Here is a 26935-nt window from a genome sequence, read left to right on the forward strand (position 1 = left end):
CATCACCTCCTGTTTAATTCCATTAAAAGTTCCTGCTTTTGCTGCCTTGTAAAGCTGCTCCTGCAGACCGCTTCCGTTACTCTCGACAAGGTATCTTTTTCTGATATACCGAGATGTTCCTGATAATCTGCATCGGCAGCTTCCAAAAGACTTATTATGGCATAATAATTTTTCATCTCTTCCAAGATGCAGTACGCAGCCTCGGTTTCCTTTCTTCTAGATAGCTTTTTCAGAACTTCCTCCGGATCATAAATCATCTTTGTGTAATCAATATGTTTCCTGGATTCTGTATTGACAGTCCGTAGTGATATGCTGTCCGGATTTGGAAAAGTATCCGTCAGATACTGCCAGCGATATAAAAGAGCCGTTCCTTTTATCTGGATATACCTGCTCTTTCGGATAAGCCATTCTTCATAAAAGGTGGTTTCTCTGTCCTCATCTTCATCAGGATGCAGCATTCTCACTTTCCCAAATACTCTCTCCTTTAGAATCTCTCTTGCAACATGTATCCAGCCGAAAATATCCCAGTCACCGTATTCATTGATAATGGGATAGCTCCGTATTGGGTTCTTAAGCCGGTCCTCTCGTTTAATGCCTCGGTACACAACACACTCTCCTGGTCTTAATACAGTCAGCTCATCGGCATACAGCAGCGGTTCAATCACTGCAGATTCCGTATAATTTTTATCAAGTGAGCTGCGCCCGCCGGAACGCTGCGTTTCTATCTTTGTAGCTTTACCAAGAATTTCCGAAAACTCTTCTGCCGTTTCCTTTCCGACACTCATAATGTATACCTGATTTGCAAAGTTTTCTAAGATGGTCTTAGCTCCGTCCTTATACTTATCAGAGATCTGGTTCAAAGACTGTACATAAATGTCGAAGCTGACGCCAAGTCCAAGGCAGACAGTTACAAAGCCGTCAAAGTTTTCAATCGGCGGGAAATTGCCGAATTCGTCCAGAATAAACCGCACATTCCTGTCCAAAGTTCCTTCTTTCTCGCCGTTTTTAATCTTAACCAGTTGAAATAGAAACTGGTACACCTGTGAGATAAAAGTTGTAACAAGGAAATGATTGGATTTATCCTCTGACGGCAGCCCAATAAAAATAGCTACAGGTTTATCCCCGTAGCCAAGTTCTTCGATGTCTATATTGTTTTCTGCAGTCATTCTTGCAATATTGTTTAGTGAGAAAATTGCAAGGGCTGACTGCATATTGATATAAACACTGCCCTTTGTTCTATCGCCGGCAGTTTTAATTTCCTGATACAAACTCTTTGCATAATCAAGAGGTGGGCGATTGTTGAAATATTCGTCCAGCGCCGTTTCTGCAAGTTTTTCTCTCTCATCTTCGCTTTCTGCCCGCTCCAGTGCCTTTCTATCACAGAGTTCTCTGAAAAAGTTGAGGCACGAAAAGCAGCTGACCTTTATCTCGTTTGGAAAGACTTCGTAAAAATCTTCCGATTCCGGGATATATGCAATACGAGTATTGGAAATTAAATCTTCCTCCATATCTTCTATCCTGATGTTCTCATACTTTTGCCGGGCTGCTGCCTGCACATCTTCTTCAAGTTCAGAAAATGCTCTCACTTTTTCAATCCACAGTTTTCTTCGTTTCTCATTCAGCTGCCTGTCAGCTTCCAGGCAGTCAGTTGTAATTGCTATAATCAGGGCAGTAAAAAGGTCTGTAGCTGTATTCGCCCAGATCGGCTCCTGCGAGCTGTTGTCAGCTCTGAAAACTGCAAAAGCAAAGCTTCGTGCCGCCTGCTGCGCCTTTTCGATACGACCTGCTTTATAATGGTCGATGACAAGCTGCAGCGGGTTATATCCAATAGAGTGCATCGGATCATCAAGATTCAGAAGCTGCACTTTATATCCTCTCGCAAGGAGTGTATTTTTGCTGCTTCTATAAAGTTCCATTTTCGGATCTGAGATAATCATGCTCGGGCGGTTCTCAAGCTTATCTGCTCTGCTGTATACATCAATACTCGGCAGTACATACATTTCACCCTTACCGGAACGAGTTGTACCAATCACCAGCGTGTTGGACTTGCTGGTGTCAATGTACAAATTCTCCCCTTGCCGCTGCACAATCGTTCCGCCCTTTCCCGGATAAAAATAATCCCGGTACGGAATACATTTGTACTGCTGTCTGACTTCTTTTTGTGTTGTCCACTTTGCGCCCTCTTTTTTCCCTGCAAGCAGTTCTTTGTCGCTCAAACTGGTTCTGATTTGATACACAAAAATGCCATCGCAGACTGCAAGTACCAGAATGAAGAATATGTATAAAAGGAAAATGCCGCCTGAGTATCGTGAGGGGTGCGGCAAAATATTTCCGATTCCCAGATAATATCCGATATGTTCTGGATCCTGGGTCATGTTCATAAGGTTGGTACATACATTGATGATATAGTTAAAGGCAAAAAAGCAGCACAAATCAAGTATCACAAGCAGAAACGGTATTACCTTTTTCTGCGCCAGGAAGCGGTTTAGCTTCATGGTTTTATTCAGATTATCACTGCGCATTTTCCTCCTCCATATCTTCCGCAAAATGTTCTTCTTCATTTGCAAGTTTATTTCGTTCTAACTGAAATGCGCTGAAATCCTCATAACGAATGAACAGCGTTTTTCCTTTATATCGAATCATCTTATATCCGTCATTAGAAGCGTTTGAATCTGCTTCAATAACAGCATAGGTGGGCAGAAAACCTACGTCCGCAAATTCTCCCTTTTCATCTTTCGTGTAAACAGCAGTTTTTTTAGTCACTGCAATAGCTTCATCACTGACCTGCTTCTCTTTTAACTCGCTTTGATTCGTCTTGGTTCTTAAATCATAAAGCTCTGCTCTGCTTTTGGCTGAATTTCCTGCAAAACAACCTGCTGCAGCAAGGCAAACAACGCAAAGCAGCAGAACTATGATGAAAAGCTTTTTCCACTTCCCACTCTCTTTTTTCAGTGTATCTCTTTCCAGAAACAGTTTCGTATTATCCTGGCGAAGCTGTTCCAGCTCCATTTCCAGTTCTTTATCCATGTCCATACTTTCAGCCTCCTTTCACTGCTTCACTTTATCCAAGTTCAACACCTTTTTCCTTGCTTTTTTCTTTCTGCCTGCTGAATTTGGATTTCTCAATCTCTGTTTCCAGCTCGCTTCTAAGGTCGTTTCCTAAAAAGCCTGTGTGTTCACTGTCCTGATAGGTTTCATACAGGGTTCTAACAAGTTCTTTATCATGCTCTATCTCTGGAAATTCTTCGCTGAGAAGCAGGCTCCATTTCTCTTCATAGGCAAGATTCTGATACCATTCTTTTCCCCGCTCAAATGAAATCTTGTGTTCCGGAAGTATATCACTCTCAATCAGCTGAATTGCATCGCTTAAAATGTGAATCCGGTCCGCCAGCACTTCTTTGATATATGCTTCTGCAGCATCTCCCGTAAAGCCCTGCAGCGCCTCAAAATCTCTGACTGCCCGTTCGATATTCTCACGGCTTTTTTCATCAAGCTGCGCAATATATACCTGTTCCGGCTCGATTGGGTGTACAAGGGCGGTAATTCGCTTTTCTTCAGATTCAGTAGCTTCTCTTAACACCCTGTCGTTTGCAAGGATTTGTTCCTGCAGGCGATATTCTTCAAAGGCAGTAATAGCTTTTCCTAGCGATGTCAATTTACTGTCATAATAGCTTCCATGGTCCCAGCTGCCGTTTTCTTCATTCCAGCCATGGGCAATCACAACAGCGCCGTCAGAATCTCTGATAAGCAGCAGTCTTTGTTTGCCGCTGTCCTGCTGCATTTCATCAAGAACGGTATAAGCGCTGTTTCCATTTTCAATTTTCCTAATGTGCATATCCTGTCCTTTCTCCTCTGTCAGTAATTCGTCATTTTCATAATAGTAAGCAAGGTCTTCTTCCCTCACACCTGGAAAGATATATGAATCATCTCTTTCAAGCTCTAACTCCGTCTTACTCCAATAAAAAGGATAATAATCCGGATCAAGAAATATTGCATCGGTGATGCTCTTGTTCACATATAAGTTGTCCATTGCTTCGAATACATCTTCATTGGTTGTTATACAGAAAAATGTAATACAACCCGAATTTATAAGGCTTTCCTGATATACCTTTTCAAATTCCTCTGTACGCAAAATCAGTTCATTGGAAACCTCTTGTATCAGCTGAATATTCCCTATAGAATTCGTATAGACCAGATAGCTGATTTGCTCATTTTCATCAATCAGCTTTCGTCCGATTTCCGCCATCTCATCTCGGTTCTTTATTTTTGTATTCAATAGTGGATGCTCCATTTCAGCAGTATGAAATACATCTTCGCCCAGCGCCCCGGAAACATAGCCTTTTTCAACACTTCCATCTGCATTTATAAGAGAGAATTCGGTATGGTCCAGTACAATATGCCCTGCAAATCCATCTGCGGGGCTGGCATCAACTCTCGTCATTAAAATATCCTGCATCGATGGCGTCGGATCTCCTGTAGGGTGATTATGCACAAAGTAATATGAATCAGCTTCAAGAGCTTCCATTCTGTCTTTCACATGAACCTGTAATGGTTTTTTATCATCAAATCCGACATAACATAAACCTGGCAGATGGTTCGACACTCCCTCTGCAGCAATCAGCTTTTGGTCCTTTAGATAAAGGATTCGGAAAGTTTCATACAGTGGATTTCGATAGCACTGAAAAAGCCCTGCAAGCTGTGCAGGACTTTCAATGGTTTCACCTATAAAATTTATTCCGCCTTCCTTGATGTAACGGTCACTAATTGCTTTTCCGATGGTTTTAATTTCTGTGCCACTTCCCATGGCAGCAGAATTTCTTGCGTCTGGTATTCGACTATCTTCTCTCCCGGTTTCGATACTTTTAATCGCCATTTCCGCATAATCAAGTTCCTCCCCTTCTTCTTCATACTCTTTATGGTATTCTTTCAACAACTCTCTTAAATTTGTTGCTTTCATTATATCGAACATTCGTTCTTTTGTCAATAATTCTATGCTATTTGAAAGCTCCTCACAAAATGTTTCCGGCGACAGAAGATAATCGATGACAGCTCCTCTCCAGCTGCCCTTTGTCCCGTTGATTCCATTCAGAAGCTTTATTCCTGCACCGTTTTCATTCCATGCGTGTAAGTTCAAAGAATAATCGTCAAGGAGAATATCGGTGTTCCTGATTCCTCCAGGCACATAGTCTGCTTTGTCCTGTCCGCACGGTGGAAACAGCCGATGCGCTGCATCAATTTCCGGCAAATACTTATCCAGCCATTTTTGTTTTTCTTCCTCTGCATACAGACTATCTGCGAGGACAGAGGAAAGAACAAACACTTCGGTTTCCGGATTTTCACGCAAAAACAACTTTACGCCCTCTATCACATTTTCGTGTGGCGCAAGGTTTTCAAAATACCCTTTCTCATACAGGGTTTCCATCGTATCCACCGGAGTAAACACGGCAAGTGTTCCGTCAATATCCAGAAATAAGCGTGTTTTTTCATTAAATGAATTCATATCTTCACCTCACTTTTGCAAGTTAATCAAGTTCGGCTTTTCTAAAAGACGAACAGCGCTGGGGTTGCAGGGGTGCAGACCCCCTGAACAGATTAGTCCAGCTCAAAGTCTGCCCTTTTTTCTGCCGTCATTTTTTTAGAGTACGAAGACGCCTCTTGTTTGCTGCCATCAAGATTGATGTCTTCTCTACCCTCTATCAATTCTTCTTTTTCCTCAAAATCTTCACTGGTTTCTTCAGAGCTTTCTCTCTTCGTTTCTTTTTCTTCTATCAGCTTATCCAGCTCTGCAAGCCGTGCCTCTTTTATTTTTAGTTCATTCTCATAGGAAAACGGCTCTTCTAACTGTCGTTCCAGCCTTTTCATCTGTTCGTCTATTTCAATCAGCTGATTTTCTGCCTCATTCTTTTTTTCTGAAATTTTCTCTAACACCAGCTGTAATCTATCACAGATTGCAGCTGGTTCTGCGCCTCTTTCAAAATTATAGCTGCCTGCAGCCTGCAGTTGCAGACGGTATCTTCCGTCATAAAAATTTGTCAGAAGCGAAAAGCCCTGCATTGTTCCAATTCGCGTCCAGTCTTCTTTGTCTTTATACTTTACCGTTAAATCATATATTGCTGCGCTTGCCTCTGCTTTATCGGTAAATTCATGACCGAGAATCTGAATAGAAAACGGTTTTTCTTTATGTTCCTCAATCAGCGCCCGATCGCTCTTATACAGTTCCAACTTTTCAGCTGTTTCCTTATAAAGATGAGGAAGCTGCTTATATAATCTGTCCTGCATACGATACTTTTCATTTTCATAATTCATCTGCAGCATACGCAGCTGATTTACATCATTTTCCAGTTCCATTTTTTCCTTAATTTCTGGATTTCCAGCGCAAATCGCTTTGGTAATCGCATAAGACTGCGCAGTTTCGTCTATGTCCTCACAGCTTCTTGCAGGATTTTTACTGGTCATCACCTGACTAATGCCTTTCTGCTTGGTTTCAAGGGTCTGCCAGCTATAGGCATCAAAAGTATTTTCCGTCACATAGCGATAGATATATACAGTGTCATTTTCATTGCCCTGGCGAATAATTCTTCCCTCCTGCTGCTCCAGATCAGTCGGTCATTTTTTGCGGACAGTTCATACATGCTATCCTTTTCTGTTCTCTGCTCCTGCGTTTGCTCTCGTTTGATTTCTCCCTCCGTATCTTCTTGGCACAAGCAGGACAATACCTTGATGCACCAGAGCCCGGGACATATTCAACGCCGCACACCGTACAATTTTTAGCGGGCATTGCTGCCCACCGTTTTGTAGGTATGATATGTAATTCATCGACAAAGCCGATGAATTTATAGTAAATCTTGATTTCCTGCTTCACTGTTCCGTCTGCCATCTTCTCACGCTCCGAAACAAGTATCTTGTCTATGAGTGCGTTTATAACTGTTGCATCCAGTTCTTTTAAGCCTTGATAATTTCGGATAAGGGCGAGGAAGTCACGGATTCCCCGTGATTTCTCGTAGCTTTCATTAAGAGTTTCCGTCACCTCTTTCAGCCTTGCTTCAATTTCAAGCTGCTCTTTCTGGTATTTCCCCGACATCATCTCAAAATTCCGCTCGGTAATACGCTCCATGACCTTATCCTCGTAGAGAGAGGAAAACAGCCTGTCCAGTTCCGCAAGGCGTTTGTTCAGCTTCTTACGTTCTTTCTCTAATGCTTTCGCCCTGCTCTGGTCTGTTTCCGTGAGCCGCTTTTCTATGGCCCTGACCGCCTTTTCATCATTCACTGCCATATCCGCAAAACAGTTGATGTCGGCAAGAACGGCATTGAATAAATCCCTTGCTTCTATATTGTGGGCACTACACTCGCTTCTTCCGTTTCTTGCATAATTATTACATGAATACTGTACACAGTCGATAATCTCTGGGCGTTTCCTCCTGTGTACGTTCATTGCCCGCAGAGCACATCCGCAGTCCACACACTTGATAACGCCTGCAAAAATATTTACAAATCCTCCCTTGTTCTGTGGAAGCCTACGACTTGTAATAAGCTGTTGGACAATATCAAATTCCTCCTGCGTGACTATTCCCTCATGGGTATTGGGTATCACTTCCCATTCTTCGGGCAGCTTAGAGGGGCGTTTCTTGCTTTTCATATTGGCGGCAATCCGTTTGTAGCCTACAAGATTTCCCGCATATATCGGGCTTCTTAAAATGCTCCTCACGCTGTTCCCACTCCAAATATAGCGTTTGTCCTCGTTCCCCTCAAAATGACGTTCAAAGCCTGTTTCGCCACGCTCCGCCGCATAAGCGGCAGGGCGTAGGATATGCTGTTTATTAAGATGTCTGCAAATTTTGGCAACTCCATTCCCTTTTAATGCAAGGTCGAATATCTCTTTTACAACATGTGCCACTTTATCATCTATCAGCAGATGGTTGTGGTCGGCAGGGTCTTTGATATAGCCATAAGGGGCGGTAGTTCCCATGAATTTCCCCTGTTGAAACCTCGCCCGATATGCCGATTTTATCTTAACAGATATGTCAGCGGCATACATTTCGTTTAAAATGTTGCGGAAAGGCGTGATGTCCATAGCAGATTTATTCAAGGTATCTACGCCGTCATTGACCGCTATATACCTCACGTTATGCTCTGGGAAGAAAACTTCCAGATATAACCCACAATCAAGATAGTTTCTCCCCAGACGGGATAAATCTTTCGTAATCACGCAGTTTATCAGACCGCTTTCAATGTCTTTTATCATATTCTGGAAACTTGGTCTTTGGAAAGCTGACGTTAGATAACGATACTTTTGAAAACACTGGAAAATCAAGGTTTTTCGAGCGACGGACAAGCAGGGTATTGTACTAAAAACTGAATACGACGCAGAAGCGGCGTTTCTTACTCTCTATACGGGAGAACAGGAACGCTGCTTTTTTCATGCCCTTTGTTACGCAGTAGGGGCAGAAAAAGCCTTGCTACAAGCGGTTTTCCGGGCGCGTATCTGGCGCGGAAAGGGATTTATACCTTATCCCCCGAAACCGCGCTTCTACTGCGTAACAAATCCAAAGCAAAGGAGCTATGAACTATGGCAGTTTTCAGAGTGGAACGAAACAAGGGCTACACTGTTATGAGCAACCACCACCTACGCAACAAGGAGCTATCCCTAAAAGCAAAAGGGCTGTTGTCGCAAATGCTGTCACTCCCCGAAGATTGGGACTACACTTTGAAAGGCTTATCCCTTATCAACCGGGAGAAGATAGACGCTATCCGCGAAGCCATTAAGGAGCTTGAACGCACCGGGTATATCGTCCGGTCAAGGGAGCGCGACGAGAAAGGACGCTTGCGGGGCGCGGACTATGTGATATTCGAGCAGCCACAGCCGCCTACGCCGGATTTACCTACATTGGAAAATCCAACATTGGATAATCCAACGCAGGAAAAACCAACATTGGAAAAACCTACGTTGGAAAATCCAACGCAATTAAATAAAGATATACAAAGAACTGACTTACCAAAAAAAGAAAAAATAATTACTGATGAACAAAGTACCCATTCCATTCCTATCCTTTCCCCTAACCCCTCACCTTGCAGAGAAGCGGCTACGCCGCCGGAACGGAAAGGAACGGAAGCGGCAGCACAGAGCGCAGTAGAGATATACCGGGAAATCATCAAGGACAATATCGACTACCACATTCTCAAACAGGACATGAAGTTTGACGGGGACAGGCTGGACGAGATTGTAGACCTCATGCTTGAAACCGTATGCACCGCCAGAAAGCGGGTACGGATTGCGGGGGACGACTACCCGGCAGAGCTTGTGAAGTCAAAGTTTATGAAACTGGACGGCGAACATATCCGCTTTGTGCTTGACTGTATGCGGGAGAACACAACCAAAATCCGCAACATCAAGCAATATCTGAAAGCCGCCCTTTTCAATGCCCCGTCCACAATCGGCAACTACTACACTTCCCTTGTCGCCCATGACATGGCAAGCGGCGCACTGTCACCGAAAAAGCCGCAGTACGGCGACCCGGACTATTATTCATACAACGAGGGCGAAAGCCTGTAAAACAACAAAAGGAGGATTTTATTATGGCACAGAAAATGACAGGAGCATTGGTATTTGACGAGCGCACCGACCGTTACGACATTCGCTTTGACTTAAACAGCTACTATGGCGGGCTGCATTGTGGAGAGTGCTTTGACGTATTCGTGCGGGGCAAGTGGAAGCCAACCCGGATTGAGTACGGCGACAACTGGTATCTTGTGGGTATCAGAGCCGAGGACTTGAACGGGCTGCGGGTGCGTATCTGACCGCCGCCCCATAAAGAAACGCGAAACGTCGTATATCGTCACTGACCCGAAATCCGCTACCTTTTTTATTTTCAGAAACTATCAACACAGCACAGAAAGAATGAGGTATCAGAAATGATTGAGAGCAAGATTAAACGGAGGGAGGAAGAAATCAATGGAAATTTGATAGAAATATTGGTGTGATTGTGGTATTATTGTGACTGAACAAATTTGTAAGATTAAGGAGTATTCAATGAAATCAGAAGTATTTTATAAAAGACCGCTTTTTCCGCGAAGATTGCCGCCGCGCTCCTTAAATCCGGCAAGGCGAATGTGAAGAAGCTCTATTCCCCGAAAACAGGCAAGACCTACGACGGAACTATCGTTTTAGCCGATACTGGTGGGAAATATGTCAACTACCGTATCGAAGTACAGAAGAACTAAAAACTTGAATAGCAAGCATAGGAAGCGGGTACCCACTTCCGTAAATCCCTGTCCTGCCGCTGACGCGCCGGACGGGGATTTTGCTTGTTGGGAAGTTTCCCAAACCCTCTAAAAAAATCAAAAAAATTTTTGGCAAAACGCACCGCCCCGCCGTAATAGGGAGCGTACCCAAAAAGCGCGGCGGTGCGCCGCCATTTCAGAAAGGAGCGAATGAATGGAAAAGAAAAAAGGCTACTCCATGTTTGAGCGTGACAAGTTAGACCCGGCTGACAGTATGCGGATAGAGCGAAATATTTATTTTGAGGAACAGACCGCCGACCTTTCCGGGCTTACCGCCCTGCCCTTAGAACAGTTACAGGCATTACGGGAAGAATACGCGGCGGCTGAACAGGCAGCTTTTGAAGCCTTGCAGGAACAGGCGGCGGCCTGGGACGAACAGGCGGGAAAGACGCTTGCCATTGACAAAGCCATTGAGTATGTGAGGACACCCGAAGCCACGCATACCGCGAACCAGTGGGAAGCTACGGACTATGGGAAGCACATCAGCAACCGCGTCTACCAAATGCGCTACCACATATCCGAGAATACCCGGTATGACAGGGAAAAAGAGAAATCCATTGATTTACAGGGCTTTCCGCGCGTGAAAATCAGAAAGGCGATACTTTATACCTTTACCACCGAAAATGGCGTTCTACTGCGTAACATTCACGAAAACAGCACCCATAAAAAGACAGGGCGCGGAAGTCATATACTGGCTTCCGCGCCCTGTTCTTTTTTTGCCTATCTGACATTTCCCTTTTCCATTTCTTCAAGCGGGAACTGCGGGAGGGCTTCTATCAGCTTCTTTGTGATGGACTGGCGCATATCTTCGTTGATTTCCTGTTTCGTGCTTCCGTCCGGCTGTCTGACCGCTACCGTCGATAGCCTGTCGATTTCGTCCTTGTAGCACTCCACGACTTTCTCCACCGCCCATTTTTCCCCGGCAACGGCGGCGCGTATGGTTTCATATTCCGGCATTTTCTGGTTTTCCATGCTCAACGCTCCTCTGCTTTTTGATAGCCCTATCATAGCACAGCGGCGGGGATTTTGCTATCCTTATCCGCGCTCTGTTCCCTTTTCACGTTCCGGCTGCCTGTCTGCCTGTAAAATGCTGTCAATGTTCTGCTTGATAATATCATATTCCCGGACTTTCTTTTTCAGCTTCCCATAGTCGGCGTAAAGGGCTTCTTTCTGCGCTTGGAGGGCTTCATACTCCGATTGCAGCGCGGCGAGGTTCGGGAGCTTTGCAATGCCCGCCGCTTTCAGCGACCTTGCGGCGGCTTCATGTAGGATAATCGCCTGTTCCTGTCCGGCGCGGTATTTCTCCCTGTTCCTTGCCTTGCGGTATGCGTCATAGACGGGCTTTGTCTTTTGGTAGGTGGAAACATTCTTGATAAGCACCGCCATTTCCGCAAGCCGCTTTTCGGCGTTCTTCAATGCGTCTGCCGCCTGTCCGCTTTCCGCTGCCATTTCCAGGGTCCGGCTGACTAAATCCGCGTACTGCTTAATCTTATGTTCCGTCAAGAAATTCATGGTTTTAGCTGCCTGTTTCAGATTGTGGATTTTCGCCCACTGTTCATAGCCCTTACTCTGCGCCGCCTTGATACTGTTCTCAATGTCGATAAGCAGCGACACGCCGCGCTGTTCTCTGGGAGCTTTCGCCGCTTTTGCCCGTCTGCCCGCTATCCGTTCCCTTATGGCTTCCTCTGTATAGTCTGCGCCGAGGGTTTTAAGGCGTGTGAAGCGTTCCTGTCCGGGGGCGCGGCATGACACATATTTCCCCGGCTTTATCTCATAGCCCGCCGCCTGTAACCGCGTTAGCAATTCCTCAAAACTGGAAACTTGGGGGATAAGCGCGTCAAGGGCGGTTTTCAGCTTGCCTTTCCAACTTGTACCCGTCTTTTCTGCCTGGTACTCCGCATAGCTCTTTCCCTTGCTGCCCTTGCCGGGGACGACGACGGACAAGCCATTCTCCCGGCACAGCTTGTCGCTCATGTTCCGTATGCCGTAATAGCTCCTTTTGTTGGAATTGTATTTATGGTGGTCTACAAAATTCACCGCGCAAAAAATGATATGGTTATGGACGTGTCCTTTGTCAATGTGCGTCGTGAGTACATATTCATGCTGCCCCTTTGTTACCGCGTCGGCAAGCTGCTTTCCGATTTCATGGGCTTTCTGATAATCGACTTCCCCCGGCTCAAAGGACTGTATCAGATGAAAGGCTAAATTGTTCCCCTTTTGGAGTGCTTGGGACAATGTATATTCAAACTCAATATCTGCTGTTTCATAGGAGCAGCCGAAAGAGGACACAAGCATTTTTCCGTCCGTCTTGTCCGGGTTTTCGATATAGTCAAGGGCTTTGCTTAGAGTGCTTTTAACAGGCTTAATCTTTGTAACCGCCATATCTCCGCAAGCACCCCCTTTATTTCCTCTATATCCTCTTGGTATGCGTTTCCCGTCGCGTTTACGCGGCGTGCTATCTGGTTGACGTTGACACCGATTTTCTGTATCTCTGCGGTCATTGCCTTAATGTCGCTATGGTCTATCTGAATGATATACCCGTCAATGGCAATCTTCCGCAGATATGCCGCCATGTTCCGGGTGGGTACGAGCTTCATTTTTTCCAGTATTAAATCCCGTTCCGCTTCCGTCACTCTGAATTTGATTTGCACCGTCCTTTTGCGTCCGTCCATGTGTTCGCTCCTTTCCTTTCCGTTCCGAGGGTTTGGGACACTTCCCAACAAGCCATTTTCAACCGACGAGCCGCAGCGCGGGAGGGCGAAAATACGGAAGTGGGTACCCGCTTCCTATGCTTGCTACGAATGTTTTTATCCTTTAGGCTCTTATCCCTTACTACGGAGAAAAAGCGATTTTGCCAAACTTACGCAAAAGAAAAACGCTGCAATCTCAAAAAAGATTACAACGCTTTCTAAATCCTGTTCAGTTTTAAGCCGGACATTTCTATTCGCCCTCTTTTTCGACTTCGGAAATCTCTTTTGCCGTTGCGGTCACAATCCGTATGCCCGTATCGCTCATACCGTCAAGGAGCGCGTCAAGCTGCCGCCGCTTTGTGTCCTTTACGGCGGGCGTGTCTAACAGGAATTGGTCTACGGATATATGGTAACGCTGTATCAGCTCAAAGAATATCTGTAAACTTGGGTGCTGCCCCTTGTTCTCAATGTTCGCAAGGTAGCGCGGCGAGATAAACATTTCGTCGCCTACTTTCTTGCGGCTCTCCTTACGTCCTTCACGCGCTGCCTTTATCGCTGCCCCGAAAGCCTTGAAGTCATATTTCGGTACTGGTTTTTTGCCATAGTTATTCACCCTATTACATTTTACTGTTCACCTTTGCTTTTGAATATGTCTACGCAGTTCTATTAGTTAGCCAAAATAAATCATATTTTTCTGCCGTGCAATTAAATACCGGCTGAATGTATCTTGACAAGCAGACGCAAAAAGAATATAATACATACCAAACGAATGAAATGGAAGGTGGTAGATACATGGCGCGTAATAAATATCCAGAAATAACCGTTGAGAAGATATTAGAAGTGTCACAGCGGTTATTCATGGAAAAGGGGTACGACAATACTACTATTCAAGATATTGTAAATGAACTTGGCGGACTGACGAAAGGAGCAATTTATCATCATTTCAAGTCAAAAGAGGAAATTATTGACGCATTAGGGGGGAAACTCTTTTTTGACAACAATCCATTTGTTACCGTACAAAATCAGAAGAACCTAAATGGTTTAGAAAAAATGCGTGAAGTCATTAAGTTAAACCACGCAGATAATGATAGGATTGAACTTGGAAAACAGAGTATACCTCTTTTGAAAAATCCCCGCTTGTTGGCTGAACTGGCTGATACAAACAGGAAATTGATTGCCCCTCTTTGGTTGCAACTTATTCAAGAGGGAATAGCGGACGGCTCTATCCAAACCGGGTATGCAAAAGAACTATCTGAACTTTTGCCATTACTTACAAATTTCTGGTTAATTCCCTCTGTCTATCCTGCAACCCCGGAAGAACTGCTTTCAAAGTTTGCATTTATCAAATATTTGTTAGATAGTATGAACTTGCCGATTATTGATGATGAAATTTTCGGTATGGCACAGAATTACTTTGAGCACTTAAACATAGGCGAATAGATAAAATTGCCTTGCAAAAGGCAGTTTTATTTTCAAACTATACATTCATTCGTAAGGTATTATTTTTTAAGCATATACATACCGTCTTAATGTATGAAAGGAGAATAGTATGTCAAAATTAGACCAAAAAATTGAAAATGCTGCAAACAAAATTGAAGTTGCCGCAAATGAAGCATGGAAAAAGCGGTCATTCCGCATTGTATCTAAGTCTATATCTGCTACGGCAGAAATCGGACTGATGATAGGGGCTGCACATTTATCCGAAAAAGGCTATAAATCAGCCGGCACCTGCCTGTTTGGTTTAGGGGCAGTAGGACTTGTCTGCGATATACTTTTTAACAGAAAATAGGAGGACACCGCTATATGATACGATACTTAAAACAATACAAATTCTTGCTTTTCCTTACCGCATTATTTACTGCAATCAGTTCTCTATCTTATGTATTTATTGCTATCTTATTGCAACAAGTTATGGATATTGTAGATATGGGCGATATGGACGGCTTTATTAGAATACTACTCTTTTCTTTAGCCTACTTTGTACTTATGGGAGTATTCATGTACCTACAATCTTTGTTTAGTAAAAAATTTGTCTGTAAAATTATGAAAGCTGTCCGTTCTAAAACCTTTATAGGAATTGAACGACACACGATTGAGGACTACTCAAAAAATAATACTGCTGATTATTTATCCGCAATTACGAATGATGTAAAAATGATTGAAGATAGCTATTTACTGCCCCTGTTGCAAGTTATCCAGTATACGATTATTTTTATAGCTTCCCTTGCTGTAATGATTTACTTTGACATTATCGTTACAGTCTGCGTGATTATCGCAATCGCTATCATGCTTGTTGTACCCAGTCTATTCGGAGGACTACTCTCCAAACGACAGGATAAATATTCTGATATGCTATCCGATTTTACAAACCATGTAAAAGACCTGTTATCCGGTTTTGAGGTTATCAAGTCTTATCGAATGAAAAAATATGTCCTCTCACGATTTGAAATAAGTAACGAGGACACTATAAAAGCAAAATATTCTGTTGACAAGGCGATTGCAGCAAATGAAGCGGTTTCTATGGTGCTTGCGCTTCTTGTTCAAGTGGTTGTTGTTTTTCTTTCTGCATATTTCATTATCATTGGTCGTATCAGTGCAGGAGCCTTGTTAGGCATGGTACAGGTAAGCAGTAACCTTGCAAATCCATTATTGATTATTTTTAGCAATATTCCCAAAATCAAGAGTATAAAACCAATTACACAGAAGCTAAATAACCTTTCAGATTACAAGGAACAGAACACAAATACAAAAAAATCACCCTCTTTCAAAAAAATGATTTATGTAGATGATTTGCATTTTTCCTATGATAAGGAAAACGAAGTCATAAACGGTATTTCACTATCCATTGATAAAGGGAAAAAATATGCTTTTGTCGGTAAGAGTGGGTGTGGAAAGTCTACATTTATTAAGCTGATTGCCGGATATTACTCTGATTTCAAAGGTGATGTACTATATGACGCAGACAGTCTTTCCGTTTTGGATATTGATAAAATAACTGCGCTATCGTCGGTCATTCATCAGAATGTTTATATGTTTGATGAGAGCATTTTTGACAATATTTGCCTACACGAAGATTTCAGTAAAGAAGAATTGCAATCCGTATTGTCTGATAGTGGTTTATCACAGTTTATTGAGCAAGTACCAAACGGACTTAAATATCACGTTGGAGAAAATGGAGATAACCTTTCCGGCGGACAGAAACAAAGAATTGCCGTAGCAAGAGCCTTAATTCGTAAGAAGCCACTGTTGATTTTAGACGAGGGTACGTCTGCTATTGATATGCAAACTGCATATGATATTGAAAGTAGGCTATTGGCAATATCTGATTTAACGCTACTTACTGTCACTCATAATATGAGCAGCGATATTCTTACACTCTATGACGAAATTGTATTTATGGCAGACGGAAAAATAATTGAACATGGCACATTTGAAGAACTTATTACTAAACACGCTGCATTTTATGACTTCTACCAACTAAAGAAGTAGGTATCTTTAGAGGAAAGTTTTTTTGAACTGTACACAATCCTTAAATAATATTATCTGCTCCCTTAACGGGGAAAGAAAAAAACCGTTAGAGGAGCAGATGTTTTTGTATGCCTTTTTATGCAATATCTAATCTATCGGCGGTTTTTGAGAAATCAAAACCGCCGTTTCTTTTTGGCTTCTAATGAAATGACGCGGTATCACTGTTAAAAGCGGCGGCTAAAAGGAGGTAGCCGCCATGAAGCGCATACCCTATCGACAAAATCCGACAATCATTGACTTGTCAAAAAAAGCCCGCCCACCACCGGGGGAAACTACGCTTACCTATATGAACTGTCTAATCGTCTAAATACTGCTTACAATACCTATGCGCCCGTCCGGGCTTTTCGGACGGGCGCATTTTGTACGCTCAAAAAATTTTTGAAGAAATTTCAAAAAATCTTCGGCGTTTTTGAAAACCGCCGTATTGCCCCGCGAAAAGGGGGAAGCACCACCAACTTTCCAACGAGAAAGGAGGTGAGAATGTGGAACCTAATAGCAGGGAGTTTTACAAACAGTGTGCTTTTCAGAAGTTTTGTAATACGGTACTGCACAATGAAGCGTGCGACACTTATAGAGAGCTTCGCAGACACAAGGCAAAGGAAGTGACCTTTTCTGACATGACCTTAGACGAAGCGCGGCAGCTTCATACGTTTGACGAATATTTTAAACGGGAAGCCGCCGAAACCGTCTTTGAGAAAGCCGGGAAGAAAATCACGCCAAAGCTGCTTCTTGAAGCAATCCGTACTTTGCCGGAAGAAAAGCGCAAAGCCGTATTGCTGTATTACTTCGAGGGAATGAACGATACCGAGATTGCGGAGCTGTTCAATACGTCGAGAAGCACGATACAGTACAGGCGGACAAGCTCTTTTGAGAAATTAAGAAAATATCTGGAGGAAAATGCTAATGAATGGGACGAATGGTAACGAACCCGGCTACCCGGAAAAAGCCCTTGTTCCTTATCCTGTCATTGTGGCAGCGACAAAGGGCGACCCGGACGCCATGAAGATTGTCTTGCAGCATTTCAGCGGCTACATAGCCCGCCTCTCCATGCGGAAGCTGTACAACGAGCGCGGGAACGTCTATTTTGGCGTAGACCACGACATTCGGGAACGGCTGCAAGCAAAACTGATGATGGCTGTCCTCACCTTTAAGGCAGAGGAATAAACCGCAGCGGCGGCGGGACGCTTTCTCTCTCCCCCTTTTCCGTTCCGCTGCTGACGCGGCAGCAAAGCCATTCTGAACCTTGACAAAGAAAGCGGCGCAAGATAACGGCGGCGCAGCATAGGGCAAATCGGATACGTTCCTTTTGCGCCGAGCCATACGGCGGGTGCGCCATGACGCTATCTGGGTGAGGTTATCCCCGCCCGGACAGCCGAGCGACCAACACCGCGCCGGAAAGCAAGTGTAGCGGCTTGCGGGCAACGACACGCAGAATATACAATGATACTTCCTTACAGCCACAGTCCGAGCGTTAAGAGCGTCGCAGGCAATGGGTAGGGCTGCATGAGAACCATGCCGGGGTGAAATTCCCATGAGGTTATGCTAATAACCGTCCGATTAAAGCCTTTGTTTTATTGAATAGTGGACTTGCTGCTATTCATAGACTGTATTATATGTTTGCGAAAGAAAGGGGGATTTTCTTTGACGCAAAACCAAACGCCCGTTACCACAACGGAGCATAAAATAGGAAAAGTTACTTACCTTGTATGTTCGTCCGCAAGTGAACGCGCAACGGACACACTGGATAAAAAGATAAAAAAACTCATTCGCAAAGACATGGAACTGAACACCGCAAACGCCCGGAAATAGGGCGTTTCTTCACATTTTATACATGACACAGGCAGCGGTATGTGGTATAATATAGACAGTACAAATACCATGCTTGTCTGTCGTCGGAAAGGAGGACAAAATGTTACAGACAGACAAGATTACCGCTTTATATTGCAGATTGAGCCAGGATGATGAGTGTTCATTTTGGTAGAGAGTGTAATTAATTTTGTGTCTACGGAAACAGGATATCCTCGATTATTCAGTCACATCAAAGGCTAGAATATCCAGTATTTACAAGGCTTTGTGGGCTCTGCCCACACCCGGCCTCTGAAATAAGAATAAAAACCAAAAACACAAAATTTAGAACACTACCTTTTGGTATAAAGGGCGTTTACTCTAACGCCCCCACAAACTTATAATAAATCGTAACGATTTTCTCTTTTCCTTTGCGGTAACGCCCCATGTTGGGTGTTTCGTAGATTGTGATTTTCTCAATCAGCTCATGGAGCATGAAGCTGTCGAGTTCCTCAAAACTGGTGTACTTCTGGATTAGCTTTGAGAAACGCTCCACGTCAGACCTTGCGGCATTGGAAGCGTCAATGCGTTTTTCCAGTTCACGGATGGTTCGCTGCAATGTTTCTTTTTCTTCATCGTAGTTCCCGATAAGCATCGTGAAAATATGGTCTGGCAGCTTGCCAGAAAGATTGTCCTCATACGCCCGTCGGAGCTTTGCGTCAAGCCCTGCAAGCTGATTCCTTGAAGCAGTCAGCTCGGATTTCATCTGCGACATTTTCTTCTGGTCGTCAGAGCATTTCTTTTCTGTCAGTTCCCTTACCGCCCGTTCCGTATCCTCTGTAAACAGGACGGCGTTTCTTTTTATGTCCTCACGGACAAGGCGGGTAATCACATCGCAGTTGATGTAATGGCTTGAGCAGGCGAATTTCCCCTGCTGGTGGTGGCGACCGCATACATAGTAAATATATTTCCCATTATGTGTGCGGTGTTTCCGCATTGCCGTCCCGCAGGCTTCGCAGCGGAACAGTCCAGAAAAAACATCGGGGTCTACATGGTGTGGGCTGTCCTTGCGGGGTTGGATTTTGCGGGAGTGGAGTGCTTTTTGCGCCTGCTCAAACAATTCCTCGGAGATAATCGGTTCGTGCATACCCTTGACGACAATCCAATCCTCCCTGTCATTCTTCACCCGTTTTTTTGTGCGGTAGGACGGTGTGTACTGCCTGCCCTGCACCATGCTCCCAATAAACATCTCATTCTGCAGCATGGTTCGGATATACGTTTGACACCAGTAGCGTTTGCGGACAAAAGCCCCGTCTTTCTCTGGGTCGTGGTTTTTAAATCGGTTGTACTCTGCGGGGGAGAGTACGCCCTCATTGTTAAGGGTGGTCGCTATGCTCCTTGAACCCATGCCGCCCGCACACATCTCAAAGATGCGTTTTACGATGGGGGCTGTTTCCTCATTGACAAGCAGCTTGTGTTTGTCTTTCGGGTCACGGACATACCCGTAAGGGTCGAGCGCACCCAGATACTCGCCACGCATCGCTTTCATGTGCAGCGAGGATTTTATCTTTGTGGAGATGTCCTTTGCGTACATGTCGTTCAGGATGTGCTTGAAGGGCGTGATGTCCATGCTGCCCGTGTTATTGATGGTGTCAACATTGTCATTCACCGCAATGAAGCGCACGCCCTTTTCGGGGAAGTAAATCTCGGTGTACTGTCCGCACATGATATAGTTCCGCCCAAGCCTTGATAAGTCCTTTACGACAACCATGTTGATTTTGCCGTTTTCAATGTCGCCTATCATCCGCTTGAAATCTGGTCTTTCAAAATTCGTCCCAGAGTACCCGTCGTCGATATAAATATCCCCGACTTCCCATCCCTGCCTTTTCACATAGTCGCTGAGCATCGCTTTCTGGTTTCCGATGCTCATGGACTCATGCTCGGCAGAATCCTCGGACGACAGCCTGCAATAAATCCCTGCGGTATAATTCTGCTGTTCTCTCATAAAATAAATGCCTCCTTTTTGGGAAACAGCAGGAAAGTGTAACCTACGCTTACAGTATATAAGTCTGTAGCGGCACGGTCAAATGTGCGCCTGCTGTTCCCGTCATGCATACGGGTTTTCGTAGAGGATTTTTTTGACAGCCGCCTGGTGTATGACCTCGCTTGCCGTCCTTGCCCCGTTGAAGATGCTGACAACACGGATGTTGTCTTTTGCGTCAAAGGTTTCCCTCTGATGCGGGAAAGAGCCTGCACCGCTACAAGCCCCTTTGTGGGTAACGTGTCCCCTTTCTGGAATTGTTTCCATGCCATTCCTCCCATCTTTCCTGCGGGTCATTCCCGCCCGTCTGTTTTCGGGATGACTTCATAATCAAAGCCCATCCGCTGGTTGCAGTATGTGCAGACGTCTTTCTCGGTCTGCCCTTTGTCAAGCCTTCGCAGGATGTAAGCACCTGTGCTGTAAAAATTGTCCGCACAAGTTCTGCATAAGCAGAGCTGAAGCCTGTTTGGGACGGGGGAGATAAGACCGATGCTGACCGCCAGCGCATGGTTTACGCCACGGATATGTTTTTTGTCCAGCCGTCCGATATACCCCTCAAGCCGCTGCTTGCTGACCGTGCGTAGCTGTTCAAGAAGCACGATGGAAGGGAGCTGCAAGCCGCATTCAGCGTCGATAAAGTAGTGGGTGGGCAGCTTCGGCTTTACATCAACCTTGCTTGAGATGGATGCGACAATGACGGTAGTGCTGTGGCGGTTGCCTCTGTTATTCTGGATGATAAGGACGGGGCGGTAGCCCTCCTGCTCCGAGCCTATCCCTTTCCCCAAGTCGGCGTAGTACATATCGCCCCTTTTATATGTTCTTTCCATGTTATGTGAACCTCCTGTGAAATTTAGGCGGTATGCGCCGCCTATGTAACAGCCAGACGCAGGGGAGTGTTTAAGGTCGGGAGAGTGTGAAAAAACCATTTTCCATTGACCGCCCTGCATCTGGCTTGATTATGAATAGAGAGCATTTTCTATTTGTCCCCGACACCCCGAAAATGCTGATGCGTGATAACGCAAGGGAAGTCACCAAACGGTCAGCAGCGGACTGACGCCACGGGAGTTGCACCCCAACTGTCGGTCTGACAGAGCCGCCCCCATTGCCTGCGGCGGATTGGTTACCGCTCGGACTGTGGCTGGACGGGAGTATCATTGTCCTCTTTGTGTGTCATGGCGGAATCGGGAGCTGCCCGATATTTTCAGTCGGTATTTTCCGCTTGCCGCCTTTCGGCGGGGCATGGCGTACCGCTGCACACGCTTATGCTTATTACATCCACAAAGAGAATGTATTTGGTGAATGGATATTCGGTTGTCAAAGAGCTGCCCTGTTTTCGCCACACATAGGAAAACTGGGTGAGAGTTTTTTGTCCTCTCACCCAGTAGCCGATGGGAACCCTCTAAATATTAGATGGTTATAAAATATTTTTTAATTTTTCTCTGAGATGCCAGACACGGAAGTTAATTGCACTTACAGATAAGCCGCATTTCTCTGAAATCTCCATGCTGCTGTAACCATCCATTTTCCATAAGGCAATCTGGATGGTAAGCCTGTCCACCTTAATCAAGACTTGATAGAGCCGCTGGTTTTCAATACTGTCCAAAAATTCCTCAACCGTTTTTGCTTCGGGCTGTGCTGTGTCCTCTGCCACTTCCTCAAGATATGTACCTGCATCCTGCAATTTCTCATAGTACCGTCTGTCGGAATTGAATACCGCCCAATCATGGACACGGAGCTTTTCAATATCGTTCTCACTGACACCCAAGCTCCTAAGCTGCTTTTCCTCGGCTTCTTTCCATAGCCGCCATTTTCTTTCTTCTCTGGCTTTGTTGTACGCCATAATCCGTTACCTCCAATCTGAATTTTTTTTGGATAATCCAGATTGAAAGGCGGAGAACGGCATCCCACGCTAGAAACAGCCCTGCGGCGTATTCCGACAAAAAACGACAAAAGAAAAACCGCAAGGGCTGTCGTGCCTTTACGGTTTTTAGATATATTGGTTCTTATATGTAGAGATTTGACTTCTACTTCTTGGATAGAAAGCCCCCTTGCACTGACAAGGATTTTTTTAACAGGCTGTCCACCCATCCCCGATATGATATGTGTAAATAGAATTTGCTATTTGCAGGCAATAAAAATCCCTCCAAACTTAAAACAGGTTTGGAGAGTGCTTGTTAAGTCTTTCGGGCATAGCAATACCGCCCACCAAATCGCCGTTTTTTTTATTTGGTGGACGTATCTGCATTTAATTAAGTAAAATGCAGAGCCGATAAACTGTGGTTTCATTCATTCCACACATTCATCGGCTCTGCATCTATGTGTCTGGCTCTGTGATGATAAATACTTGCATATTTTTTGCGTTAATTATCGTTTCCCGTTTACATTTTGGACAATAAAGCGGATAGTTTTTCAAAACAGTATCTTCCCTAAATTTGTTATGCGTCTTTTTTTTGCAAATCGGACAATATATCCACTCGTATTTCATATTTGAAGCAACCTGCCTTTTTTTAACTGAAAAACGGTATCCGCTTGTTTTACAAGGTCGTTGGAGTGGGTAACAATAATTACACATTTATTCATCTGATGGGCGCAATTTTTCAAAATCCCCGTAATTTCTGCGGCAGTATCTTTGTCTAAATTTCCCGTTGGTTCATCCGCTAAAATAACAGGGGCATTCGATACCAGTGTACGGGCGATTGCCACACGCTGCTGCTGTCCTCCCGACAGTTTCATTACATTTCGTTTTGCTTCATCCTCCGTCAATCCAAGCTGCTTTAATATTGGCAGGGCGTCCTGTTTTGCAGTCAATTTTACGTTTTCAATCGGCGTCATATAATCAATAAGATTGTAATTCTGGAATATGACAGAAACATGATTGCGCCTATGGTATTCAAGTCCCTGCTCCGATATATCCCTGTCATGAAACATAATTTTTCCTTCCTGTGGAATATCAAGACCGCCTATCAATGATAACAGGGTCGTTTTCCCAGAACCAGATGCGCCAAGTATCGCATACATTTTTCCTGTTTCAAATTGAGTTGTTATATGTTCTAAGACCTTTGAGCCTTTTTCATATTGATATGTTACGTTTTCACATATTAGCGTTGTCATCTTTTTCTCCTCCTAACTCATGCGGGATAAAATTTCACGCGGCTTCAAGCGCATGACCGCAATAGACGATATCATAACAGATACAATGATAATTACAAATCCAACAAGATATAACTGTAATAAATTTTCTATGCTTACAGAAACTTCAATATCCGTTTCCAAATAATCTGTATTTTCTGCACCGCTCAATTCTATATTGTCTACACCTCCTAATGCTGTACTTTCAAACGATTCTATCGCAATGTCATCTTGCTGCACGTCATTCGGTTCTTCTATTTTATTCTGTATATCCTGTTGTAAAAGCACATCGGCGATACGGTTTGAAACCATATTACTTGTAAAAAAGGAAATCCCAAAAGCAACGATTGCAATCAGCAATACTTCTGTCAGATATTGCCCTATAATGTCTGTCTTTTTTATGCCAAGCGAGAGGAACACACCTGTTTCACGGACACGTGATTTTCCCCATAGAGTAAGAATAAGCGATAAGATTACAACGCTGACAAGGATAGCCGCAATCAGCAGACCTATCACCAGTTTATCCATACTTTCCAGAGAGGAAGCCGTATTTTCATAAGTTTCATTGTCCGTATCAATCGTAAATCCATCCTCTTTAAATCCAGGCGTCTTTTTCACTTTTTCGATAATTTCATCCATTTCTTCTGGGTCGTTTATGGTAATTGAAACTTCTGAAAATCCCTGAACTGCAGGGGTGTTCTCGATAAGAATTGCCGACGCTATATCTATAAACACCCGATTCTGTATTTTATTATAGCCCTCTATATTCTTGCCGATTTTTTCTGTTTCCATTGCTGTAAACAATCCAACGATTTCCAGTGTCATGCTGCGCCCATCCATAGACCTCGTTTTCAGCATATCGCCTATCCCTAAGCCATTTTTATCAGCCAAATCTTTACAAATAATTGCTTTCCCCGTATCTTTTTCTGTAATATGCCTGCCTTCCGTTAGTTTGACAACACCATTTGTAAACAAATTGTGTTCTTCGGAACGCCATAGACTTACCGTAGTCGTGCTATTCCCTAATTCTTCCTCCAAAGGAATTGTCCCCTTGAAAAAAGACAACTGTTCAAAATCCAGTAATGTTTCATCAAATGCATCGCAATATTTCACTCCTGCTATATCACGGATATTTTTCACCATATCAGAGGATAACTGCTCTGTGGAATACATGATATATCCAGTCCCTCCACTTTCATCCTCGTCCGATTCTTTATGCAGATAGGGGTTATTATCTGTGTAGTCCGTCCAGACATGAAAAGAACCGCCAAGGCTTTGACGCAGATTTTGCTGTGCTTGTTTTGTAGCTTTCCCGATAGACAATCCCGACAAGACAAAGGTTGCCATAATAAGCAATATACAAAAAAGCACTATGCTTTTCCCTTTTTTTCGAGTAACATATAACATTGCCCGTTTTAAAAAATTCATATTGATACCTCCGTTTTTTATTTTTTGAACACAATATTAAAATAACATTCCTATATGGAACGTATATGGAATATCTGTGAAAAATAAACGGAAGAAAAAAATCCTCCGAAACATCGGAGGGTTTTTCATCATAAATATATAGTAAAACACATTCTTTGCGGATTGTCTTTCGCTTGAAATGTATATGGAATAGAAAGTGCAGAAAAAATAGTGTCCACAATATACAAGCCTAAGCCATTTCCTCCTTGCTCTCTGCTTCTTGCATAATCAAGACGGTAAAATGGCTCAAACAACCGGGGGATTTCGGATTGACGAACAGGGACACATTCATTTTCAACAACAAGATTTCTGCCATCCATAGAAACAGAAATCAGCTTCCCGCTTTCTGTATATGCAACTGCATTTGCAAGAATATTAGAAACTGCCTTTTCAAATAAGGAAATGGGTATACTGACTGTAAAATGTTGTGGCAGGCAGACAGAAAAATTTATCTCGTTTGCAGCGGCAATCAGTTTATATGGCTCACAAAGGTTTGTGAGCAGTTCTGGCAAATTTATTTCGGTCGGTTTTTCTTCATTTGTAATATTCATTTTGGATGTTTCTAAAATTTCATGTATCATCTCGGAAAGCTGTTCTGTTATTTCTTTGCACTCTGGCAGATATACGTCATAGTCTTGATATTTTCCTACTCCAAGTATCATATTTTCAAGAGTGGCGTTTAAAGCAGTAACAGGCGTTTTTAATTCGTGGGAAGCCGCACGTAAAAAATCTATTTTCAATTTCTCGCTTTCCTGCACATACTTTTTTTCTAATTCAAGATTATGGATTGCCTTCAGCAAATTCCTATAAAGGCTATTGATATTCTCTGCCAAATCTTCAATTTCATCTCCCGAAGTTACAGAACATATCGCAGATTTATCCATTTTTGTCATGCGCTGCGCTGTTTCTGATAAATGACAAATATTTCGTGTTATGCTTCTGGAAAAAAGTGCAGCACAGACAATGGCAATCACGATACAACAGGAAACAGAAACAGGCAGGGCACGTTTTATCGTAAATGTTACAAACTGTGAGGCATCTACGTCCGTACTGACGAAAAATCCGTCCAGTTCCATTCCTTTCTCGCCAACAAGCCCTAAAGATATTTGCGGGGCAAGAACATACATGATGCCATGTGCAGTTATTACAATAAATATCAAGACGCTCAATGTATATAAAAATGTTTTAGGAAATATTTTTATTCGTGCCATATTAGTCCACCTCATATTTATATCCAATTCCTTTTACAGTAACAATGCAGTCAAGATGCAGTTTTTTTCGCAGGTTTTTTATATAAGTATCTACTGTCCTGTCAATAATAGGATGGCTGTCGCCCCATAAATCGTCAAGTATCTGAGAACGGGTCAGAACCAGTCCTTTATGCTCCACAAACAATTTCAGCAAGTCAATCTCTTTTGGAGTAACGTCGATTTTTCCATTGTCATCTTTTGCTGTATAACCTAAAAAATCTACAATTACATTTCCAAATTCGATTGTATCTGGTAAAATCCCCTTTCCGCTTCTTCTTAAAAGTGCAGTAATGCGCCGCCCTAACAAAATCATGGAAAAGGGTTTTACGATATAGTCATCTGCCTGTCCGTCAAAGCTGGAAACTTGTGTATATTCGTCCCCTATTGCTGTTAGCATAAGTATCGGGACAGAACTTTTTTCTCTGATTTCATGCAAAACAGAAAGCCCCGATATTTTTGGAAGCATAATGTCAAGTACAATTAAGTCAATCCTGCTATTGCTAAAACATTGCAGCGCAGATTCCCCGTCATACGCAGGAATTAATTTGTGTCCCGCTAATTTCAAATACTCGCAAATCGCTTCATTTGTTTTTCGGTCATCTTCAACAATAAGTAATGTCGCCATATAAATCACCTCTTTTTTCAGTTTAACACTCCAATATGGAGCGAATGTGAAATTTTAGAAAGAACATCCATTTATGTGCTAATTTACATCTATTATAACCGCTTATATAAATAGCAACAATTATGCAAATAGGATTTCACAT

General features: G+C 43.6%; 25 protein-coding genes and 2 pseudogenes. 9 read left to right on the plus strand and 18 right to left on the minus strand.

Features of this window, described 5'->3' with window-relative positions; genetic code table 11:
* Nucleotides 1-2 precede the first annotated feature (2 nt).
* From D1151_RS03175 to D1151_RS03195, 5 genes and pseudogenes are all read right to left on the minus strand, one after another.
* Nucleotides 3-2522: a type IV secretory system conjugative DNA transfer family protein gene (locus D1151_RS03175; RefSeq protein WP_161907917.1), complete on the minus strand. Its 2520-nt coding sequence runs from the start codon at nt 2520-2522 to the stop codon at nt 3-5.
* On the minus strand, nt 2512-3033 hold the full coding sequence (locus D1151_RS03180) for a hypothetical protein (protein WP_161907918.1): 522 nt from the start codon (nt 3031-3033) through the stop codon (nt 2512-2514). Before D1151_RS03180 ends, D1151_RS03175 begins: the two co-directional genes overlap by 11 nt.
* A gap of 28 nt (nt 3034-3061) precedes the next feature.
* Nucleotides 3062-5500 (minus strand): JAB domain-containing protein, encoded by a 2439-nt coding sequence (locus D1151_RS03185; RefSeq protein WP_161907919.1) that lies wholly within the window; start codon nt 5498-5500, stop codon nt 3062-3064.
* A 92-nt stretch (nt 5501-5592) separates the two neighbouring features.
* Entirely contained in the window at nt 5593-6459 is an 867-nt protein-coding gene (locus tag D1151_RS03190) for a hypothetical protein (protein ID WP_161907920.1), read from the minus strand.
* 139 nt (nt 6460-6598) lie between these two features.
* A pseudogene (locus D1151_RS03195) lies at nt 6599-8266 on the minus strand (recombinase family protein); the annotation flags it as partial.
* 300 nt (nt 8267-8566) lie between these two features.
* Between D1151_RS03195 and D1151_RS03200 the strand changes: the two are divergent.
* The 3 genes and pseudogenes from D1151_RS03200 to D1151_RS03210 form a co-directional block, all read left to right on the plus strand.
* A complete protein-coding gene (locus D1151_RS03200; RefSeq protein ID WP_161907921.1) occupies nt 8567-9550 on the plus strand; it encodes a DUF6017 domain-containing protein in 984 nt (327 codons plus the stop codon).
* Nucleotides 9551-9573: 23 nt separating this feature from the next.
* Nucleotides 9574-9795 carry a DUF5348 domain-containing protein gene (locus D1151_RS03205; protein WP_002569164.1) on the plus strand — a complete coding sequence of 74 codons (222 nt, stop codon included), beginning with the start codon at nt 9574-9576 and terminating at the stop codon, nt 9793-9795.
* A 637-nt stretch (nt 9796-10432) separates the two neighbouring features.
* A pseudogene (locus D1151_RS03210) lies at nt 10433-10837 on the plus strand (antirestriction protein ArdA); the annotation flags it as partial.
* A gap of 161 nt (nt 10838-10998) precedes the next feature.
* On the opposite strand, the gene D1151_RS03215 reads toward D1151_RS03210, so the two are convergent.
* The 4 genes from D1151_RS03215 to D1151_RS03230 all read right to left on the minus strand — a co-directional run bounded on the left by D1151_RS03215 (nt 10999) and on the right by D1151_RS03230 (nt 13581).
* A complete protein-coding gene (locus D1151_RS03215) occupies nt 10999-11250 on the minus strand; it encodes a helix-turn-helix domain-containing protein (RefSeq protein ID WP_002585088.1) in 252 nt (83 codons plus the stop codon).
* 63 nt (nt 11251-11313) lie between these two features.
* Nucleotides 11314-12660: a relaxase/mobilization nuclease domain-containing protein gene (locus tag D1151_RS03220; protein WP_161907922.1), complete on the minus strand. Its 1347-nt coding sequence runs from the start codon at nt 12658-12660 to the stop codon at nt 11314-11316.
* Entirely contained in the window at nt 12621-12950 is a 330-nt protein-coding gene (mobC, locus tag D1151_RS03225; RefSeq protein WP_004081247.1) for a plasmid mobilization relaxosome protein MobC, read from the minus strand. The genes D1151_RS03220 and mobC overlap by 40 nt, the downstream gene beginning before the upstream one ends.
* A gap of 268 nt (nt 12951-13218) precedes the next feature.
* The gene (locus tag D1151_RS03230) at nt 13219-13581 is read right to left on the minus strand and encodes a helix-turn-helix transcriptional regulator (RefSeq protein WP_120409699.1); all 363 of its coding nucleotides are present in this window, start codon (nt 13579-13581) and stop codon (nt 13219-13221) included.
* Between the two features lie 179 nt (nt 13582-13760).
* Here D1151_RS03230 and D1151_RS03235 point away from each other — a divergent pair, with 179 nt between their 5' ends.
* The 6 genes from D1151_RS03235 (at nt 13761) to D1151_RS03270 (ending at nt 18305) form a co-directional block, all read left to right on the plus strand.
* A complete protein-coding gene (locus tag D1151_RS03235; RefSeq protein ID WP_120409698.1) occupies nt 13761-14408 on the plus strand; it encodes a TetR/AcrR family transcriptional regulator in 648 nt (215 codons plus the stop codon).
* Between the two features lie 109 nt (nt 14409-14517).
* On the plus strand, nt 14518-14757 hold the full coding sequence (locus tag D1151_RS03240; RefSeq protein WP_161907923.1) for a hypothetical protein: 240 nt from the start codon (nt 14518-14520) through the stop codon (nt 14755-14757).
* A gap of 14 nt (nt 14758-14771) precedes the next feature.
* Nucleotides 14772-16457 (plus strand): ABC transporter ATP-binding protein, encoded by a 1686-nt coding sequence (locus tag D1151_RS03245; RefSeq protein ID WP_161907924.1) that lies wholly within the window; start codon nt 14772-14774, stop codon nt 16455-16457.
* 521 nt (nt 16458-16978) lie between these two features.
* On the plus strand, nt 16979-17419 hold the full coding sequence (locus D1151_RS03255) for an RNA polymerase sigma factor (protein WP_161907925.1): 441 nt from the start codon (nt 16979-16981) through the stop codon (nt 17417-17419).
* Nucleotides 17400-17660, plus strand: a complete 261-nt coding sequence (locus tag D1151_RS03260) for a helix-turn-helix domain-containing protein (RefSeq protein ID WP_161907926.1) — start codon at nt 17400-17402, stop codon at nt 17658-17660. Before D1151_RS03255 ends, D1151_RS03260 begins: the two co-directional genes overlap by 20 nt.
* Before the next feature lie 417 nt (nt 17661-18077).
* Entirely contained in the window at nt 18078-18305 is a 228-nt protein-coding gene (locus D1151_RS03270) for a transposon-encoded TnpW family protein (RefSeq protein ID WP_161907927.1), read from the plus strand.
* Nucleotides 18306-18657: 352 nt separating this feature from the next.
* Here D1151_RS03270 and D1151_RS03275 read toward each other — a convergent pair whose 3' ends face one another.
* The 9 genes from D1151_RS03275 to D1151_RS03310 form a co-directional block, all read right to left on the minus strand.
* Nucleotides 18658-20286 carry a recombinase family protein gene (locus D1151_RS03275; protein ID WP_016221098.1) on the minus strand — a complete coding sequence of 543 codons (1629 nt, stop codon included), beginning with the start codon at nt 20284-20286 and terminating at the stop codon, nt 18658-18660.
* A 102-nt stretch (nt 20287-20388) separates the two neighbouring features.
* Nucleotides 20389-20589: a hypothetical protein gene (locus tag D1151_RS16615; RefSeq protein ID WP_016221097.1), complete on the minus strand. Its 201-nt coding sequence runs from the start codon at nt 20587-20589 to the stop codon at nt 20389-20391.
* A 26-nt stretch (nt 20590-20615) separates the two neighbouring features.
* A complete protein-coding gene (locus D1151_RS03280; protein ID WP_161907928.1) occupies nt 20616-21149 on the minus strand; it encodes a type II toxin-antitoxin system PemK/MazF family toxin in 534 nt (177 codons plus the stop codon).
* Nucleotides 21150-21736: 587 nt separating this feature from the next.
* Nucleotides 21737-22162 (minus strand): sigma-70 family RNA polymerase sigma factor, encoded by a 426-nt coding sequence (locus D1151_RS03285; RefSeq protein ID WP_016297406.1) that lies wholly within the window; start codon nt 22160-22162, stop codon nt 21737-21739.
* A 474-nt stretch (nt 22163-22636) separates the two neighbouring features.
* Nucleotides 22637-22807 (minus strand): cysteine-rich KTR domain-containing protein, encoded by a 171-nt coding sequence (locus D1151_RS03290; RefSeq protein ID WP_016221094.1) that lies wholly within the window; start codon nt 22805-22807, stop codon nt 22637-22639.
* The gene (locus D1151_RS03295) at nt 22804-23433 is read right to left on the minus strand and encodes an ABC transporter ATP-binding protein (protein WP_016297405.1); all 630 of its coding nucleotides are present in this window, start codon (nt 23431-23433) and stop codon (nt 22804-22806) included. The genes D1151_RS03290 and D1151_RS03295 overlap by 4 nt, the downstream gene beginning before the upstream one ends.
* A 12-nt stretch (nt 23434-23445) precedes the next feature.
* Complete coding sequence (locus D1151_RS03300; protein ID WP_016297404.1) at nt 23446-24879, minus strand: ABC transporter permease; 1434 nt, start codon at nt 24877-24879, stop codon at nt 23446-23448.
* Between the two features lie 128 nt (nt 24880-25007).
* Nucleotides 25008-26129 (minus strand): HAMP domain-containing sensor histidine kinase, encoded by a 1122-nt coding sequence (locus D1151_RS03305; RefSeq protein WP_016221091.1) that lies wholly within the window; start codon nt 26127-26129, stop codon nt 25008-25010.
* A 1-nt stretch (nt 26130) separates the two neighbouring features.
* The gene (locus D1151_RS03310) at nt 26131-26793 is read right to left on the minus strand and encodes a response regulator transcription factor (protein ID WP_016221090.1); all 663 of its coding nucleotides are present in this window, start codon (nt 26791-26793) and stop codon (nt 26131-26133) included.
* Between the last annotated feature and the right edge of the window lie 142 nt (nt 26794-26935).

This window comes from Emergencia sp. 1XD21-10 (assembly GCF_009936045.1).
GTDB lineage: Bacteria > Bacillota > Clostridia > Peptostreptococcales > Anaerovoracaceae > Senimuribacter > Senimuribacter intestinalis.